This is a genomic window from Staphylococcus simulans (genome assembly GCF_047037175.1).
Classification (GTDB): domain Bacteria; phylum Bacillota; class Bacilli; order Staphylococcales; family Staphylococcaceae; genus Staphylococcus; species Staphylococcus simulans_C.
The window spans coordinates 2,502,406-2,521,062 of sequence record NZ_CP178241.1 but is presented as its reverse complement, the minus strand read 5'-3'; the positions used below and the strand labels follow the sequence as shown (position 1 = coordinate 2,521,062).

14 protein-coding genes and 1 tRNA gene are annotated in these 18,657 nt (G+C 36.9%); 3 read left to right on the top strand and 12 right to left on the bottom strand.

What is annotated here, in order from left to right:
• Nucleotides 1-19: 19 nt before the first annotated feature.
• On the bottom strand, nt 20-604 hold the full coding sequence (clpP, locus tag ACFCT9_RS12165; protein ID WP_002481561.1) for an ATP-dependent Clp endopeptidase proteolytic subunit ClpP: 585 nt from the start codon (nt 602-604) through the stop codon (nt 20-22).
• 148 nt (nt 605-752) lie between these two features.
• Here clpP and ACFCT9_RS12160 point away from each other — a divergent pair.
• From ACFCT9_RS12160 to ACFCT9_RS12150, 3 genes are all read left to right on the top strand, one after another.
• A tRNA-Arg gene (locus ACFCT9_RS12160) sits at nt 753-824 on the top strand.
• A 292-nt stretch (nt 825-1,116) separates the two neighbouring features.
• Nucleotides 1,117-2,430 carry a branched-chain amino acid transport system II carrier protein gene (brnQ, locus tag ACFCT9_RS12155; protein WP_412519619.1) on the top strand — a complete coding sequence of 438 codons (1,314 nt, stop codon included), beginning with the start codon at nt 1,117-1,119 and terminating at the stop codon, nt 2,428-2,430.
• Nucleotides 2,431-2,736: 306 nt separating this feature from the next.
• Entirely contained in the window at nt 2,737-3,864 is a 1,128-nt protein-coding gene (locus tag ACFCT9_RS12150; RefSeq protein ID WP_412521688.1) for an MFS transporter, read from the top strand.
• Nucleotides 3,865-3,920: 56 nt separating this feature from the next.
• Here the strand turns inward: ACFCT9_RS12150 and whiA are convergent, their stop codons facing one another.
• From whiA to ACFCT9_RS12095, 11 genes are all read right to left on the bottom strand, one after another.
• Nucleotides 3,921-4,865: a DNA-binding protein WhiA gene (whiA, locus tag ACFCT9_RS12145; RefSeq protein WP_002481558.1), complete on the bottom strand. Its 945-nt coding sequence runs from the start codon at nt 4,863-4,865 to the stop codon at nt 3,921-3,923.
• 18 nt (nt 4,866-4,883) lie between these two features.
• Nucleotides 4,884-5,882: a gluconeogenesis factor YvcK family protein gene (locus ACFCT9_RS12140; RefSeq protein WP_412519617.1), complete on the bottom strand. Its 999-nt coding sequence runs from the start codon at nt 5,880-5,882 to the stop codon at nt 4,884-4,886.
• A complete protein-coding gene (gene rapZ, locus ACFCT9_RS12135) occupies nt 5,869-6,792 on the bottom strand; it encodes an RNase adapter RapZ (protein WP_412519615.1) in 924 nt (307 codons plus the stop codon). Before rapZ ends, ACFCT9_RS12140 begins: the two co-directional genes overlap by 14 nt.
• 165 nt (nt 6,793-6,957) lie before the next feature.
• Nucleotides 6,958-7,914, bottom strand: a complete 957-nt coding sequence (trxB, locus tag ACFCT9_RS12130) for a thioredoxin-disulfide reductase (RefSeq protein ID WP_412519613.1) — start codon at nt 7,912-7,914, stop codon at nt 6,958-6,960.
• A gap of 108 nt (nt 7,915-8,022) precedes the next feature.
• Nucleotides 8,023-9,462, bottom strand: coding sequence for a tetratricopeptide repeat protein (locus tag ACFCT9_RS12125; RefSeq protein WP_412519611.1), 1,440 nt, complete (start codon nt 9,460-9,462; stop codon nt 8,023-8,025).
• A gap of 20 nt (nt 9,463-9,482) precedes the next feature.
• Nucleotides 9,483-9,965 carry an acyltransferase gene (locus tag ACFCT9_RS12120; protein ID WP_412519609.1) on the bottom strand — a complete coding sequence of 161 codons (483 nt, stop codon included), beginning with the start codon at nt 9,963-9,965 and terminating at the stop codon, nt 9,483-9,485.
• 11 nt (nt 9,966-9,976) lie between these two features.
• Nucleotides 9,977-10,804 carry a prolipoprotein diacylglyceryl transferase gene (lgt, locus tag ACFCT9_RS12115; protein WP_412519607.1) on the bottom strand — a complete coding sequence of 276 codons (828 nt, stop codon included), beginning with the start codon at nt 10,802-10,804 and terminating at the stop codon, nt 9,977-9,979.
• Between the two features lie 6 nt (nt 10,805-10,810).
• Nucleotides 10,811-11,743 carry an HPr(Ser) kinase/phosphatase gene (gene hprK, locus ACFCT9_RS12110; protein WP_412519605.1) on the bottom strand — a complete coding sequence of 311 codons (933 nt, stop codon included), beginning with the start codon at nt 11,741-11,743 and terminating at the stop codon, nt 10,811-10,813.
• Nucleotides 11,744-11,931: 188 nt separating this feature from the next.
• On the bottom strand, nt 11,932-14,781 hold the full coding sequence (gene uvrA, locus ACFCT9_RS12105) for an excinuclease ABC subunit UvrA (protein WP_412519603.1): 2,850 nt from the start codon (nt 14,779-14,781) through the stop codon (nt 11,932-11,934).
• A 10-nt stretch (nt 14,782-14,791) separates the two neighbouring features.
• Nucleotides 14,792-16,774, bottom strand: a complete 1,983-nt coding sequence (gene uvrB / locus ACFCT9_RS12100; RefSeq protein WP_412519601.1) for an excinuclease ABC subunit UvrB — start codon at nt 16,772-16,774, stop codon at nt 14,792-14,794.
• A 999-nt stretch (nt 16,775-17,773) separates the two neighbouring features.
• Nucleotides 17,774-18,337, bottom strand: coding sequence for a hypothetical protein (locus tag ACFCT9_RS12095; RefSeq protein WP_412519600.1), 564 nt, complete (start codon nt 18,335-18,337; stop codon nt 17,774-17,776).
• Nucleotides 18,338-18,657 lie beyond the last annotated feature (320 nt).

Here is an 18,657-nt window from a genome sequence, read left to right as displayed (position 1 = left end):
TACCTATTTTAATAACAACTTATTTTTCAGGTTGCATAACTTCGTCGATTAAGCCATATTCTTTAGCTTCATCTGCAGTTAAGAAATTATCACGATCAGTATCTTTTTCAATTTGTTCAATTGATTGACCTGTACGTTCTGATAAGATTTTGTTTAATTTAGCACGTGTTTTTAAGATGTGTGTTGCTGCGATTTCGATTTCAGTTGCTTGACCTTGTGCACCGCCAAGTGGTTGGTGAATCATAACTTCAGCGTTAGGTAATGCGAAACGTTTACCTTTAGCACCTGCTGCAAGCAAGAATGAACCCATTGAAGCAGCCATACCGATGCAGATTGTTTGTACATCTGGTTTAATGTGTTGAATCGTATCATAAATTGCGAATCCAGCTGTTACACTGCCGCCTGGTGAGTTGATATATAAATAAATATCTTTCTCAGCATCTTGTGCTTGTAAGAATAACAATTGTGATACGATTGAGTTTGCTACGTTATCATCAATTGCCGAACCTAACATAATAATACGGTCTTTCAATAATCTTGAGTAAATGTCATAAGCACGTTCGCCGCGATTTGTTGTTTCAATTACTGTAGGAATTAAATTCATTCTATTTCCTCCTTGTACTTTTATGAATTATCCTTATTTTAACCTAAAAGTCAAAAATGGTCAAAAATTAAACTCACACCTTTATCATATCATCATATTGACCACTCTACACGATACAGGTACACTAATAATTGCATGTTCATATTTACCCCTCGTAGTGTAATGGATAACACGTAAGATTCCGGTTCTTGAAATAGGGGTTCGATTCCCTTCGAGGGGGCTATATTACTAAAACCGGCATATATATAAACACTAGGACGTTGAAATTCAACGTTTCTTTTATTTTGTCTGCAGATGTAATTATATATCAACTCCACAAATTTTTAGTAACTCTTTTCCCTTCAACACGACATTTCCAATTAATTCTTTGTCTTTCATCTAAAATTTCTGAATATATACTTTTTAAATATTTAGAAATGTGTTAAAGTTTATATGTTTGAAAGAAATTCATCTACATAAATTGTCAGAAATTTTTGTAAATAGAGAAATGTTTTCAACACCAGGAGGTTATTATGAAAAAAGTAATTCTAATATCAGGTTTAATGCTCTTCTCTTTATTCTTTGGAGCAGGCAACTTGATCTTTCCACCTATGCTCGGTTATACCGCGCAAAGTAATATGTGGACAGGCATGACAGGCTTTGCGATTACAGGGATTCTATTACCCTATATTACAGTGATTGTCATCGCTTATTACGATGGTGGTGTGGAGTTTATCGGGGACCGCGTCCATCCTAAATTCGGGTTCATTTTTGCGATTTGTATCTATCTATCCATCGGGGCACTCTATGGTATTCCGCGTGCTGCGAACGTTGCTTATGAAATTGGCGCAAAATCTATTTTGCCCATTCACAATACATGGACATTAGTAGGATTCTCACTTCTATTCTTTATTATTGTTGGCTTAATCGCTTTATACCCTACAAAAATCGTGGACAATTTAGGGAAGTACTTAACACCTGCCCTCTTATTGATCATTGGCGCTTTATGTATCGCCGCAATTATCAATCCTGAAGGGAGCGTGGGACAACCGCATGATAAATATGCGAAAACACCTTTCATTTCAGGTGTCTTAGAAGGTTACTACACAATGGACTTAGTAGCAGCTTTAGCCTTCTCTGTTGTTATCGTACAAAGTTTCAAACTTGCAGGTATTTCAGACAGAAAGCATATCGTCAAAAACGTTATCTTATCAGGTCTGATTTCAGCTTTATTATTAACCGTGATTTACTTCTCATTAGCATATTTAGGTATCACAACAAGTAAACCAGGTTTTGATAACGGCGCAAGCATTCTGACTTATAACTCAGTACGTCTATTCGGTGCTTTCGGTAACATCTTGTTCGGTATGATTGTTATTTTAGCGTGCTTGACGACATGTATCGGTTTAGTAAATGCGAGTGCTGCATTCGGATTGAAGAAATTCCCGCAAATTTCTTATAAGACTTATGTCTTATCATTCTCAGTTGTCGGATTCTTAATCTCAATCCTAGGACTTAACATGATCTTACAAATCGCAGTACCTTTACTGACATTTATCTATCCAATTTCAATTGTGTTAGTATTGATTTCATTTATCGCCATTGCGATTCCAACAAAATTAAAAATCGCTTATATTTTACCGACGATTTCAACGTTGATTATTTCTGTACTTGAAATCTTCAATACATTCAAATTAATCAAACCACTGAATACAGCATATCAACACTTGCCTTTATCGGATTTAGGATTAGCTTGGTTAATTCCGTTTATCGTTTTAACCGCAATCGGTATTGCGATTGATTTTATGCGTAATAAGAAACATACACAACAACCAGCAACAACATAATATACAGCAATGTCTTTCTCATGGTTATGAGGAAGGCATTTTTTATTTGTCAGCAGAGGATAGTCACAATATTTCAATAATTTTTCTATCTATTTCATAATAATTTGTTTGTGTTAAAATGAAACATGCATTTTCTATTTGAAACCGCCTTGTTTCAAGCTTCAAACTTGCACAATATCTGCGAGAAACGTGTATCGAAGTTGATCAATATCATGAATAAACATTTCATCATAGAGAGGGAGAAAATCATTGAAACAACTGTCGTTCAATTATAACTTAATAACGACCGTATTCTTTTTTACTGGTATGGCGGTAATGTGCAGTCTTTATTCTGCCATTCCTTTAATGCCTATCATGGGAAAAGAATTACATTTAAGTGAAGGCGCCACAACATTAATCGGCGTAGTATTCTCAGTTTCGTATTCAGTCAGCTGTATGTTTTACGGCATTATCGCCGACAAATTCGGCAAGAAGAAAGTCATATTAATTGGATTAGCAATGTTGACACTGACTACATTTGCGATTGGCTTTATCCATCATTTTGTATTATTGCTAATTGTACGTGCACTACAAGGCATCGCAACCGCAAGCTTCTCACCTGTTTCTTTAACATATGTGACAGAGGTCTTTCCCGTTCACAAGCGTCTAACCGCAATCAGCTTTATTAGCACCAGCTTCATGTTGTCAGGTGTGATCGGTCAAAATCTAAGTGATATTATCGTCGCACACACGAGTTGGCGTATCGTTTATTTCGTGTTGACCGTTGTTTATTTAGTCTTAATTGCTTGTATTTATTACGCTATCCCTAAGAGTCCCTATCATATACCAGACACTAAGTTCTCAGTGTTCTTTAAAAACATGAAACATATTTTGGATAATAAAGGCATTGTATTATGTTTCTTTGTATCCTTAACCATCTTAACGTCACTGGTTTCTATGTATACTTTACTCAATGAATACTTAACGTCTGAAGCCATTCATGCGGATTTAACAACAATTTCAACAGTAAAACTTTTCGGTTTAATCGGTATGTTATTGGCATTATTTTCAGGTCGCTTAAGTGACCTTGTCGGTGTTAAACGCATGATTATCATTTCATTAATCACTGCCGGCAGCTCATTAATATTGATGGGAATGACCTATAATATCGTCACCATCACATTGTTTAGTGTTATCTTTATCACAGGTATTTCATTTGTGATTCCTTCTGTGATTTCACAAATCGGACTGTTAACTACGAAAGATACAGGCTTCTACTTATCCATTAATACTTTCATGTTGTTCATCGGTACAGCCATTGCACCGATTCTATCTATGACCCTATTAAACTATATACACACATTTAAGATGATGTTCATCTTAATTTCATTGGTGAATTTTATCGGATTGCTTATTGCGTTAGGTATTCCCAAAAAATCATATGCCGATCAATAAACACTAAAAAGCAGCGACTCTTTTTCTAATTCAAAAAGAGTCGCTGCTTTTCTTTATCACATTTCAATATGTTCGCCGCTTCTAATCTTATCAGCCAGTTCATTGAGTTTACGTAATCGGTGATTCACACCAGATTTTGAAATAGTTCCAGTAGAAACCATCTCTCCTAATTCTTTAAGTGAGACATCTTGATTTTCCACACGTAGTTTCGCAATTTCTCTTAAACGGTCTGGTAAATTTTCTATACCGATTTCTTGATCAATCAATTGAATACTTTCAACTTGTTTCATCGCTGCACTCACTGTTTTATTTAAATTAGCTGTTTCACAGTTCACTAAACGATTCACTGAATTACGCATATCTCTGACAATACGCACATCTTCGAATTTCAACATTGCTTGATAGCCGCCGATTAAACTTAAGAAATCAGAGATTTTCTCAGCTTCTTTCAAATATACGATATTCCCTTTTTTACGTTCAAGGTGTTTCGCATTCAATTCATATTCATTCATCAAAGCTGTTAAACCTTCCGAATGACTTTCATATAATGAAAAGATTTCTAAATGATACGAAGACGTTTCTGGATTATTCACAGAACCCCCAGCTAAAAAGGCGCCACGTAAATAGCTTCGTCTCATTTCATCATCTCGAATCAAATCTAAATCTATCGCATGTGTGAATACACCGTCTTTTAAGATGCCCAATTCATGCAAGATTTCACGTGACTTCATTTTTGTTCGGCAGATATAGATGTTGTTCTTCTTCAATTTCATTTTCTTTCGAACAAGAATTTCAACTTCAATATTGAATACTTTCTTAATCAGAGAGTAAATACGTCTGGCTGTTGTCGCATTTTCAGTTTGTACATTAATGACAAATTGCTGATTCGACAAACTGAGTGCACCATTCATCCGTATCAATGCGCTGAGTTCCGCTCGCGCATTTTTATCATCGACATCAATTCTTGTCAATTCATTTTTCATGTCTGATGCAAAGCTCATGCCGCGCCATTCCCTTCTTTAAAATTTTCTATTTTTCGGATTGAATTGGATTGTGCTAGTTAAATCAAGCGCCAATTCATAAATCATACATGCTAATCGTGTCGTATTATGGCGCACACGATTCTTTGAAGATACATGGACTAAATCTTGAGCCGTTATCGGTTCAATACCTGCCGCTTCAATCGCTTCCTTATGATACGTCACAGGTTCAGCATGTTCTTTTAAGTAATTTTCTAAGATATCTTGACTATATTGATGATTTTCACAACAAATCACATAATCAATAAAGTCCGTGTTCATGTGTTGATGCATCGCTTGAATATGATCCATCACGTCAAAATGATCCGTTTCGCCATGTTGTGTCATCACATTGGACACATAGACTTTCGGTGCAGCACTTTCAACAATAGCTTTACCGATGCCCGGCACACATAAATTAGAAATAACACTCGTATATAATGAACCTGGTCCTAACACGATTAAGTCTGCTTCTTCTAAAGCCGCAACCGCTTCTTCCATCGGTTGTACATCAGCGGGTTCAATAAAGACACGCTTAATCGTTTTTTGACGTTTTGGAATATTGGATTCACCATATACAATTTCGCCATCTTCCATCTCCGCATTCAAGCGAATACTTGAATTGGTTGAAGGAATGACACGCCCTTTGATATTCAAAATTTTACTTAATTCTTTAACCGCATGACCAAAGTCATCCATAATATTCGTCATTGCCGCAATCAAGAGATTACCTACTGAATGACCCTCAACTTGATTCTCTTTAAAACGGTACTGAAACAGCTCCTTTAAAGTCGGTTCTGTATCACTTAAGGCCGCAATAACATTACGGATGTCCCCGGGTGCGGGAATGTCCATTTCACTTCTAATTTTTCCAGTACTTCCCCCATCGTCCGCTACCGTCACAATTGCGGTAATGTCGATAGGATAGTCTTTTAAACCACGAGCTAATACAGATAATCCTGTACCGCCGCCGATTAATACGATTTTAAGCTTTTTCATTTCTCTCGCCACTTTCGATATGTGCATCTCTATGATGAACGTAAACATTATAGTCGTAACTTTCATTTAAGTCTTCGGCTAAGCGTTTCGCTAACGCGACGGAACGATGTTGTCCGCCTGTACATCCGATCGCAATCACTAATTGTGTTTTTCCTTCTTTTTTATAGCCTGGAATCATAAATTTCAATAAGTCTAATAACTTATCATAGAAAATAGCTGTTTCTTGCCATTTCATGACATATTGATACACAGGGTCATCATTCCCGGTCAAAGGACGTAACTCTTTTACATAAAATGGATTCGGTAAGAATCTCACATCAAAGACTAAATCAGCATCTTGCTGGATGCCATGTTTGAAGCCAAAACTCGTTACACTAATACTAAATGTTTCGATATCATCTCTATTAAACAATTTGTTTATTTTTGCACGTAATTCTTTTGGTTTTAATTCTGTTGTATCTATGACAAAGTTTGCGAAACTGCGGATTTCAGATAAAGATTGACGTTCTTCTCTAATAGAATTAATCAATGAGTTTTGACCGTTATCACTTAATGGGTGTGCACGGCGTGTTTCTTTATATCTTGAAATTAATTTCGCTTCACTTGCCTCGACAAACATCACGTCTACTATAATGCGATTCTTGCTGCGTAAAAAATCTACTTCTTTTACTAAGGATTTGAAAAATTCGCGACCGCGTAAGTCAATCGCAATTGCTACTTTTTGTAAAGATGGTGTGCCTTGCTCCATCAACTCCACAAATTTCGGCAGTAAAATAGGTGGTAAATTATCTACACAAAAATACCCTAAATCTTCTAAGCTCTGTAATACTACAGATTTCCCTGCCCCCGACATACCAGTAACCACTAACAATTCACTCTTATTTACGACTTCATTTTCTTCATGTTGCATAACGACACCATCCTGTAATTAATTCGCTCATAATATCCTTATCTTTATCATAGTATCATATTACATTCTATCTTGAACATTAATACTATTTAGTATGTAAAAAGGTTTGAATAGATACATTCATCAAGCCGCTGTATGCACTACTCAAACCTTCTTCGTTTTTTATTATGCTTCTTCTGCTTCTAGTTTATCTTTCAATTCTTCGATATAACCTTGCGCGTTTTGTGCTGCGATACTACCGTCTCCAGTTGCTGTAACGATTTGTCTCAAGCCTTTTTCACGCACATCGCCTGCTGCGAAGATACCTGGGATTTTAGTTTCCATTTCTTCGTTTGTCACGATGTAGCCCGCTTCATTTGTGATACCTAAATCAACAATCGGTGCTGTTAAAGGTTTCATACCGATATACACGAATACACCATCAGCATCTAATGTTTGTTCTTTACCATCTTCTGTAGATTCTAAAGTCACTGAACCGACTTTTCCATCTTTTTCATTAATAGAAGCTAATGTGTGATTCCAGATGAAATGCATTTTTTCATTTTTGAATGCACGATCTTGTAAGATTTTTTGTGCACGTAATTTATCTCTGCGGTGAACAACAGTGACACTATCCGCAAATTTAGTTAAGAAGTTGCCTTCTTCGACTGCAGAGTCTCCACCGCCGATAACGTATAAGTTTTTGCCTTTGAAGAATGCACCGTCACATACTGCACAGTAACTTACACCACGGCCGCCAAGTTCTTCTTCGCCTGGTACACCGATTTTTTTGTATTCTGCACCTGTTGCGATAATAACCGCATATGCAGTGACGGATTTATCTCCATAAAAGACTTCTTTAATATCGCCTTTATCTTCAATTGATTTGATATCGCCATATTGATAAACTGCGCCGAATTTTTGCGCATGATCAAACATTTTTGTTGATAAGTCAGGACCAGAGATTGATTCGAATCCTGGGAAGTTTTCAACATCTTCAGTGTTCGCCATTTGTCCGCCTGGCACACCGCGTTCGATCATTACAGTTTTTAAGTCCGCACGAGAAGCATACACGGCTGCAGTCATGCCTGCAGGGCCTGCGCCGATAATTACAACATCATAATCAGGTTGTTGTTTTGTCATTCTTCTTGCCTCCTAGTATTTAATCATCCATCATTATATGATACAGTCCACTTGAAATATACTTTTATGCTCATATTGGAAAATACACTCATTTTGGATATACAACTTTTATACTTCCAATAGAATTTCAATTGATTTATTCAAACGATACATAGAAATACCGAACCATTCTGTAATGGCCTTTTTAGTATATGCATCTGGTCTTGTTTTAAAGAAGAGATAGACACATGCTGCGACGTAACCTTCTACTTTTTCTAAATCATATTCTTGCGCAATGATACCTTCAGCACGATCAATCCAATGTACAAATAACGATTGGAATTCTCGTAATGCTTCTTTCTCATATAAGGTTAACATGCCTCTGTGAATGAAATCTAACTTGACTAATTTTAAACCTTTAATCAAATACGTCAAATATAACTTTTCATATTCATTCATTGTTTCTAAGACATTCCAAATTTCTTCTGTAATCAACAATTCTCTGCCATTCATCTGTTCCAATAAGAAAATACCATAAATGCGTTCGTGACTATCTTCACTGATCAGTAACGGCGCAATATGAGAATGGAAGTACATATTTTTCTCAGAAATCAACCAAGGCGGCGGTCCTGGTGGTCTATCTGTGATCGCTTCAAGCTTTTCCCAAAAGACTTTACTTTGTTCTTTATTTCCCAGGTGATAAAAGTTGATGCTTAGCGCATGAAACATCTGCATGGAGACGAACTTTCCTTTTTTAAATAAAGGATATAACAATTTTTGAGAAGCTTTGAATTTTTGTAGATAGCTGAGGACAATACCAAGTTTGAAACTTTCTTCATCATTCATCGGAACAACTTTAGATAACGACTGTAAATAAGTGGGATATGCTTTGTCATTCGTATTGTAAAGCAATAATGTGTAATGACATAATGCATACACATCCGTTTGATTTTCCTTTAACAATTGTTTCAACATATCGCGTGCCAAATCATAGTTCCCTAAATAAAGATGAATCATGGCTAATAAGTTGCGTACACTTTCATGTGTACGAACTTTCATATCTTGGCGTTGAATAAATTGTTTGGCTTCCTCTAGCTTGCCTTGAGAAAAGAGGTATTGAAAAATAATCTGAACTGCGAAGACTTGGCTCTCTTTTTCAAGTACATCTACATCCTTATAGACCACTTCAAAGGTTTCTTCCAATTCTTTTCTATAATCCTCATCTTCCGACAACAATACGTAATTCATCCCAAAACAAAACGCCTTATTCGGATCTTGCAAGTCCGTATAGATGCGGCTGAGTTGATAAAAAGCATCTTCTACATGTTCTCCTGCCGCAATAAAATCATAATATCGTCCGACGACTTGCTTCGCTTGTCCCACTTCAGTCAGCGCTGTTGTATAGTCTTGAAGTGCTTCAAAGTCAGAAGGCGACAATTCAAGGACTTTATGATAATATTCTGCAGCTTTATGATAATCTCTATGTTTCAATTTTGATGCGGCCAGTCGTTTAAAAAGTGATGCGTCTTGTGTCATAGGTATCACTTTTTTAAATGGTTCTTGTGTCATTGTATTGCCCCTCCTCTCACTTATAATCTAATTTGCATGGGATTGCCGAAAGCTAATGCACCATCAGGTATATCTTTATTCACCACCGTACCGGCACCGACTTTGACGTGATCACCGATTTTAACTCCCGGTAAAATCGTCACATTAGCACCGATTAACGTATGGTTGCCGATTTCCACTTTTCCCACTCGTAACTCTGAAACTAAAAATTCATGTGTCAATATTGTTGTATTATACCCTATCACGCAATTATCTCCAACTTGAATTAAATGAGGATAAAGGATATCTGGCATCACTTTATATGCGAAAGCTGTATACTTTCCAACTTGCATACCTAAACAAGCACGGTAAATCCATCGTTTTAATTTCAACGATGGCATATACCGTGCAATTTCAATCAGAATGGTTTGTTTAAACGCTTTTTTCATTGTGATAAAATGATACATTTTCCAAAGCGGGTTAATCTGTGAGTGATTGCTCGCTATTTTTTTATAACGTCTCATTTAATCTCCTCTTATTTCGGCCATGCCAAGTTTCTGGCATCTTTAAATTTAGGGGGCTGCTTCTTAGTACGACGATATATAATCATCACAACACTGATAACTATTAAAATAATCGACATCAATTGTGCTACTCTGATATTGCTCGTTAACATTAAGCTGTCTGTACGCATGCCTTCGACAAAGAAGCGGCCGACAGAATACCAAATCAAGTATATGAAAAATGTCTCGCCAATGCGTAAATGCTTACGTAAGAAGAGTAACACCGCAAAGCCCAGCACATCCCAAACCGATTCATATAAGAATGTCGGTTGATAGTACTGCCCGTCAATATACATATTATCAATAATAAATCTTGGAATATGGAGGTGTTCTAAGAAACTTTGAGACACCGGTCCACCATGTGCCTCGTGGTTCATAAAGTTACCCCAACGTCCGATGCCTTGCGCTAAAATAATACTTGGTGCAACAATGTCTCCAATCTGCCATGGGTTATGATTTTGTTTCTTACAAACAATAATCCCTGTAATAAATCCACCGATTAATCCCCCATGGATTGCGATACCGCCGTGCCATATCATTGGAATTTCCGCAGGATTTGCGGCGTAATATGGCCATTGGAAAATAACGAAATAAATCCGCGCTGCCACAAATCCAAAAATGGCACTCCAAAAGATAATATCAATCAGCGCATCTTGATGATAGCCGACTGCTTTTGCGGTCGCTTGCGCAATAAAATAACCTAATAAGATGCCGAAGGCAATAATAATACCGTACCATCGCACATCAACCGGCCCTAAGCTAAACGCCACCGGATCAATATAACCTAAGTTAAACAACATCCTAGCTTACTCCTCTTTTTGTTCATTTTTTCTTAGAATTTCGGCATTTAAACGTTCGTTAAATTCTTCTGCTGTATTGATGCCCATAATATTCAAGCGATAGTTCATCGCCGCAACTTCAATAATAACTGCCACATTTCGACCTGGTCTTACTGGAATGGTTTTCTTTGTAATTTCAGTATCTAAAATACGTAACGTTTCCTCATTCAAACCAACACGGTCGTATAACTTATCTTTATCCCAGTTTTCTAAATTGATATTTAAACCGATTTTCTTTTCAGTCAGAATCGAACCTGCACCGAATAACGTCATCACGTTAATAATCCCAAGTCCTCTGATTTCTAATAAATGTTCGATTAATTTCGGTGGTTTACCTATCAATTCATCTTTCGTAATTTCACGAATCTCTACATTATCATCCGCAACGAGACGGTGTCCACGTTTCACTAACTCTAATGCAGTTTCACTTTTACCAATACCTGAATCACCTGTAATTAAGACACCTACACCGTAAACGTCTACTAATACACCATGTAAAGATGTTGTTTTCGCAAGTTCATGCTCTAGATATGTAGTTAATCGGCTCATTAAACTTGTTGTCGCATCTTTAGATGTAAGTAATGGAACGTTGAGCTCTTGTGCCGCATTGACTAATTCTTCTGGCGGCTCAATATCACGTGTAACAATAATCGCTGGAGTATCTGGTCGACATAATTTACGCAATCTGCCATGTCGTTCTTTATCTGGCAATAAATTATAAAATGATAACTCAGTGGTACCTAACAATTGAATACGGTCAGACGCATAATGTGAAAAATACCCCGCCATTTCTAAACCTGGTCGCGAAATATCAGTATTATGAATCGGACGATCCAAACCTTCTTCTCCGGCTACTAAATTCAACTTAAATCTGTTTAATATCGCTCTAGCACTTAACATAATTTCACCTCAATCAACATTCTTCGTTATATGCTTACCTCTATCATATCAAAAAAGAATGCAGAAACGTTATTGGTTTTATCTCTATCCATCTTATCATTTCTTATATGTGTTCAAAAATCAAACTTTTTTCGTTCTTCTCAAAAAATAAGACATTCCACTACTTCAAATGGAATGTCTTCATCAATTTATTGACTTGTTTGTGCTGCGTCACGTTCTAATACTGTTTTTAAATATTTTCCTGTATAAGAATCTTTGGACGCTGCGATTTCTTCTGGTGTACCTGTCGCAACGATTGTACCGCCGCCATCGCCGCCTTCAGGGCCTAAATCAATCAAGTGATCTGCCGTTTTAATAACGTCCAGGTTATGTTCAATAATCACAACCGTATCACCGTTGTCTACAATACGGTTCAATACTTTTAGTAAACGACGAATATCATCGACATGCAGACCTGTTGTCGGTTCATCTAAAATATAAATGGAACGACCTGTTGAACGTTTATGCAGTTCAGAAGCCAATTTCACACGTTGTGCCTCACCGCCAGATAAAGTTGTCGCAGGTTGGCCAAGTTTCACGTAACCTAAGCCAACATCAACTAACGTTTGTAACTTACGTTTGATTTTTGGAATGTTTTCAAAGAAGTGTGTCGCATCTTCAGCTGTCATTTCTAACACTTCAGAGATATTCTTACCTTTGTATGTCACTTCTAACGTTTCTCGATTATAACGTTTGCCGCCACATACTTCACAAGGAACATAAACATCTGGCAGGAAATGCATTTCTATTTTAATAATCCCGTCACCTTTACATGCTTCACAACGTCCGCCTTTGACGTTAAAGCTGAAGCGTCCTTTTTGATAACCTCTTATTTTCGCTTCATTAGTCGACGCGAACACATCACGAATATCATCAAACACCCCTGTATAAGTAGCTGGGTTTGAACGGGGTGTACGACCGATTGGAGACTGATCAATATCGATGACTTTATCTAATTGATCAATACCTTCAATAGAATCTACTTTACCCGGTCTGATTTTAGAACGATTTAATTTTTGTGCTAACATTTTATAAAGCACTTCGTTCACTAATGAACTTTTACCTGAACCTGAAACCCCTGTCACAACAGTCATTGTAGAAAGCGGGAAGTCTACATCCACATCTTTCAAGTTATTGCTTTTAGCGCCGCGTACTTTTAATTTTCGGTCTGTGACTGGTCTGCGATGTTCCGGTACTTCAATGCGTTTCTTACCGCTGAGGTATTGACCTGTCAGTGATTTAGCATTACGCATCACTTGTTTCGGTGTACCCGCTGCCACAATTTCACCGCCGTAATCTCCTGCGCCTGGTCCTACATCGACAAGATAATCCGCTTCTCGCATCGTATCATCATCATGTTCAACCACAATCAACGTATTGCCTAAATCACGCATCTCTTTCAATGTATTAATCAATCGATCATTATCTCTCTGATGTAAGCCGATAGACGGTTCATCTAAAACATAAAGCACACCTGTTAAACGAGAACCAATTTGTGTTGCTAAACGAATACGTTGTGCTTCACCACCAGATAAGGTACCTGATGAACGATTCAATGTTAAATAATCTAGACCAACGTTATTTAAGAAATACAATCTTGAAATAATTTCTTTCAAGATTAAATCCGCTATCTTGCGATCTTGGTCAGATAAATTGATGTTTTCGAAGAAGTGTAACGCTTCTTTAATTGAATACTCAACCACTTCACCGATATTTAAGCCTGACACATACACAGATAAAGCTTCTTGGCTTAAACGTTTACCCTTACATGTTTCACAAGGCAGTTCCGTCATATATTTCTGCATCATTTCACGCACATATTCTGATGGTGATTCATGGTAACGACGCTCAATGTTAGGCACTACCCCTTCAAACTCCATCGTTCTTGTACGTGATGCACCGTTGCGCTGTTCAAAAGTAAAAGTAATCTCTTTACCTTTTGAACCGTATAAAATGATGTCCTTTTGACGGTCAGTTAATTTTTTAAACGGTCTATCCATATCAATTTTATATACTTCTGCGACACGTTTTAACAACGTTGGATAGTAATCCGAACTTTTAGGTTCCCATGGCACAATTGCACCTTCACGTAAAGAAACGTTCGGATCAGGAATCACTAAATCAATATCTACTTTTAACTTTTGACCTAAGCCGTCACATGTCGGACATGCACCGAATGGGCTATTGAAACTGAACATACGCGGCTCTAATTCACCAATGCTGAATCCGCAAATCGGGCAAGCATGATTCTCCGAGAATTTTAATGGCTCGCCGCCAATTACATCTACCGTTAAATTCCCTTCAGCCAATTCTAATGCAGTTTCAATGGAATCAGCTAAACGTGATTCAATGCCTGCTTTAACTACGAGACGGTCAACCACAACTTCAATGGTATGGTTTTTATTTTTATCTAATTCCGGCACATCATTGATATCATGAATCTCTCCGTCTACTCTGACACGGACATACCCTTTTTTACTGATATCTTGCAGTAATTTTTCATGTGAACCTTTACGATGATTCACAATCGGTGCCATCAGTTGAATTTTCGTACGTTCTTCTAATTCTAAAATACGATCAGCCATTTGTTGAACCGTTTGCGATTCAATTTCGATACCGTGATGGGGACAGAATGCCTTTCCGACACGTGCATATAATAAACGAATGTAATCATATATCTCTGTCACAGTCGCAACTGTAGATCTCGGGTTCTTACTCGTTGTCTTTTGATCAATTGAAATCGCCGGTGATAATCCTTCAATGGTATCAACATCTGGTTTGTCCATTTGGCCTAAGAACTGACGTGCATAGGCACTTAATGATTCTACGTAGCGGCGTTGTCCTTCTGCATAAATTGTGTCAAATGCCAAAGAAGACTTGCCTGAACCGGATAAACCTGTCATCACAATTAATTTATTTTTTGGTAACTCTACATTGACACCTTTTAAGTTATTTTCACGTGCACCTTTAACCACAATAGATGGATCTTTCTTACTCACACATGTCACCTCATCCTTCTGCTTTTAGTTCAAATAACATATCTCTTAATTCTGTTGCGCGTTCAAAGTCTAAGTCTTTCGCTGCTTGTTTCATTTCTTTTTCTATATTTTCAATCGTTTTTTGACGTTCTTTTTTCGTTAATTTCTTAGGTACAACTTTTTGTTCTTTTTCATTTTCTTCATCTGTTTCAACCGTTGCACTGATAACATCATGAATTTTCTTACGGATTGTTTTCGGTGTAATACCATGTTCTTCATTGTATGCTTGTTGGATTTTACGACGACGTTCTGTTTCATCAATCGCATACTGCATAGAATCCGTTATCTTATCAGCATACATAATCACTTCACCATGCTCATTACGTGCAGCACGGCCGATAGTTTGGATTAATGAACGGTTCGAACGTAAGAATCCTTCTTTATCCGCATCTAAAATGACCACAAGCGACACTTCTGGTATATCAATACCTTCTCTTAATAAGTTGATACCGACAACCGCATCATACTTTCCCATACGTAAGTCACGAATAATTTCAATCCGCTCTAATGTCTTGATTTCTGAATGCAGGTAATTGACTTTGATCCCCGCTTCTTTCATATACGTTGTTAAATCTTCACTCATTTTTTTCGTTAATGTCGTAATGAGTACACGTTCATTCTTATCAATTCTATCTTGAATTTCACTTAATAAATCATCGATTTGATTCTTCGTCGGACGGACATCAATTTTAGGGTCCAATAAGCCTGTAGGTCGAATAATTTGCTCAACGATTTCATCTGAATGTTCTAATTCATAAGGACCTGGTGTTGCTGAAACATACACTAATTGATGTGCTTTTTTCTCAAATTCTTCAAAAGTCAATGGACGGTTATCCAAAGCACTCGGCAATCTGAAACCATGGTCAACTAAAACTTGTTTACGCGCTTTGTCACCATTATACATTCCTCTGACTTGAGGCAATGTCACATGAGACTCATCAATCATAATCAACCAGTCATCACCGAAATAATCTAATAACGTATAGGGTGTTGAACCATAATCTCTCAAACTCAAGTGAACGGAATAGTTTTCAATACCCGAACAAAAGCCCATCTCTCTCATCATTTCAAGGTCATAGTTTGTACGTTGTTCCAAACGCTGCGCTTCTAATAATTTATTGTTTTCTCTTAAATACTTTAAGCGATCCGCTAATTCTTTTTCGATACGTTGAATCGCTAATTCCAATTTTTCATCTCTCGTTACGAAGTGGGATGCCGGGAAAATAGAGAAGTGTTCTCTTTCACGTAATACTTCGCCTGTTAAGTAGTTCACTTCACTGATACGATCAATTTCATCACCGAAGAACTCTACGCGAATACACATTTCATCACGAGACGCCGGGAAGACTTCGACTACATCGCCGCGTACTCTGAATGTCCCACGTTTAAAATCAATGTCGTTTCTTGAATATTGGATGTCCACTAATGCACGTAGAAATTGACTGCGATCCATTTCCATACCTTGACGAACATTCACGACTAAACTGCTGTATTCAGAAGGATCCCCTAAACCGAAGATACTGCTGACACTGGCCACAACAATCACATCATCTCGTTCAAAGAGTGAACTTGTCGCTGAGTGACGTAATTGGTCAATCTCATCATTGATGGTCGCATCTTTTTCGATAAATGTGTCAGTAGATGGTACATATGCTTCTGGTTGATAATAATCATAGAAGCTGACAAAATATTCTACTCTGTTTTCAGGGAAAAATTCTTTGAATTCATTATATAATTGACCGGCTAAAGTCTTGTTATGGGCTAATACTAATGTCGGTTTGCCCGCTTGTTGAATAACATTACTCATCGTAAAGGTCTTACCTGTACCTGTTGCCCCGAGTAACGTTTGGTGGCGTTTACCGTCTTTAATACCTTTAGAAATCTTTTCAATAGCGGCAGGTTGGTCACCTTGCGGGGTAAACTCAGAAACAATTTTAAATGGATGATGTTCCATAGCGTTCGGTATCCTCCTTTATTGACACTTCTATAGAAAAATGATTTTCAAAATATAAATAGGTTGAGACACATGTCGTCTGTCCCAACCATCTCTTTCATGTTGAGCTTGCAATTAAGCGGGTTAATTCGCAATTTCTCAAAATCTCATTTCATCGTTCTATTTAGTCTATCTATACTCTCAATTACTCTATTTCAAACTTTTTACATCACTATATATTGTAACAGATTCTGTCAAAAAGATACAAACATCTGTTCGCAAAATCACGATTTGCTAAATAAAAACTGTTAGATTCTGATAGGCACCAAACGATAAGCTTTTATTCCTTTCTGGATATAGATTGCGAAATGATAAGTATGGATATCAACGTCAATTTAAAGCGTATAAATGTTATGACTATTTGGATTGTTCACTTAGAGATGCGTGTATGAATTAAAAAGCCAATCCTGAGACCTTAAAAAGAATCAGAAGAAATATGGTTTGGGAGTACTATAAGCAATTCACAAGAGAAAAGCTTTCAGATCCAAAAGCATCATCAATTTACAAAAAGAGAAAAATTGATATTGAAACTTTTTTGGTAATCTGAAAGCTAATTTGGGTTTCACTCGAATGTCTGCAAGAGGCATTCAAAAAGTTGAAACAGAAGTTGGCCTATGTCGTAAATATTAGGAAACTAGCAGCTCTACAAGCTGAAAATTTCTTGGACAAAATAAAAAGGGCGATTTTCATTTTTATATGTGAAAATCGTCCTTTTTATTAGGTTCTAGAACAATTATGTCCCGGCCCCGTGAAAATCTATCTCTTGATCCTTTTCGCGAACAAGATAATATAAACAAATACAAACAAAAGGAAGGGTACTGTTAATAAAAATGCATTTAATTTTCCAATGTTAGAAACCCACATAAATAATAACAGCATAAAAATATAAGTTAAGATTATAAGAAAAAATATCGGCCAAGTAAAAATGTTTTTATTATTCATAATATAATACCGCCTTTACTAACAACCTGCTACGTAACCACCAGAAGCTCCGCCAATTCCTCCTCCGATAGTCCCAACAACAGCACCACTAACAGTACCAACAATAGGAAGTGTAACAGTACCAACAGCAGCACCACCTAATCCTCCCATTGTGGCACCACCAATACCCCCTCCTACAGTACCAATCACACACTTAAGCGCTCCTCTTTCTTCTCGCTTTTCAGTAACCTTAACACCTAACTTACCATCTTCTTCAAAGTATACTAAAACAACATCTTTTCCATTTTTATCTTTTGCTTCAAAAGGCAGTTTTTCTGTTTTCCCAGAATTGCTATCTTTTATAGTTGCCATTCCATTCTCATCAACGTTATATGTAATCCCCTTATTCAAATCAATTCTAGCTGTATTATCATTAATTTTCGAAATAGTTCCAGCACTATTTGCAGAAACGTCTGATTGACTAGTTTCTGAAGCTTCTGAGTAGTTATTCATCACTGTTGGAGTCAAAACTAAACTAGAAGCTACAACAAATGCAACACACGTTTTTGATATTTTAGATTTACAACGAAAATATTTATACATTTTCATCTCTCCTAATAATTATTTGCATATTTAGATTAGCAAAATAACTACTTAAAAAGTTCATCAATTCCCAAACGGTCGAAATTCGTGCTTAAGCGTCTAAAATGTTACGTTATTCCAATTGCTTTACAGGCCTGTTTTTCGTCGTTATAATCTAGTTAATTCCCATAAGGGCGCGCTTATACGATCTGTTCAAACGTGTGCTGAAACCGTAATCGACCTTCGTCGATTTTCTCATTTTAAATTCAAAGAAACGGCTTGAGATATTCCGAGCAGTTACAAAAATTAATTTGTGTTGAATATTGCTACTACATTTTTTA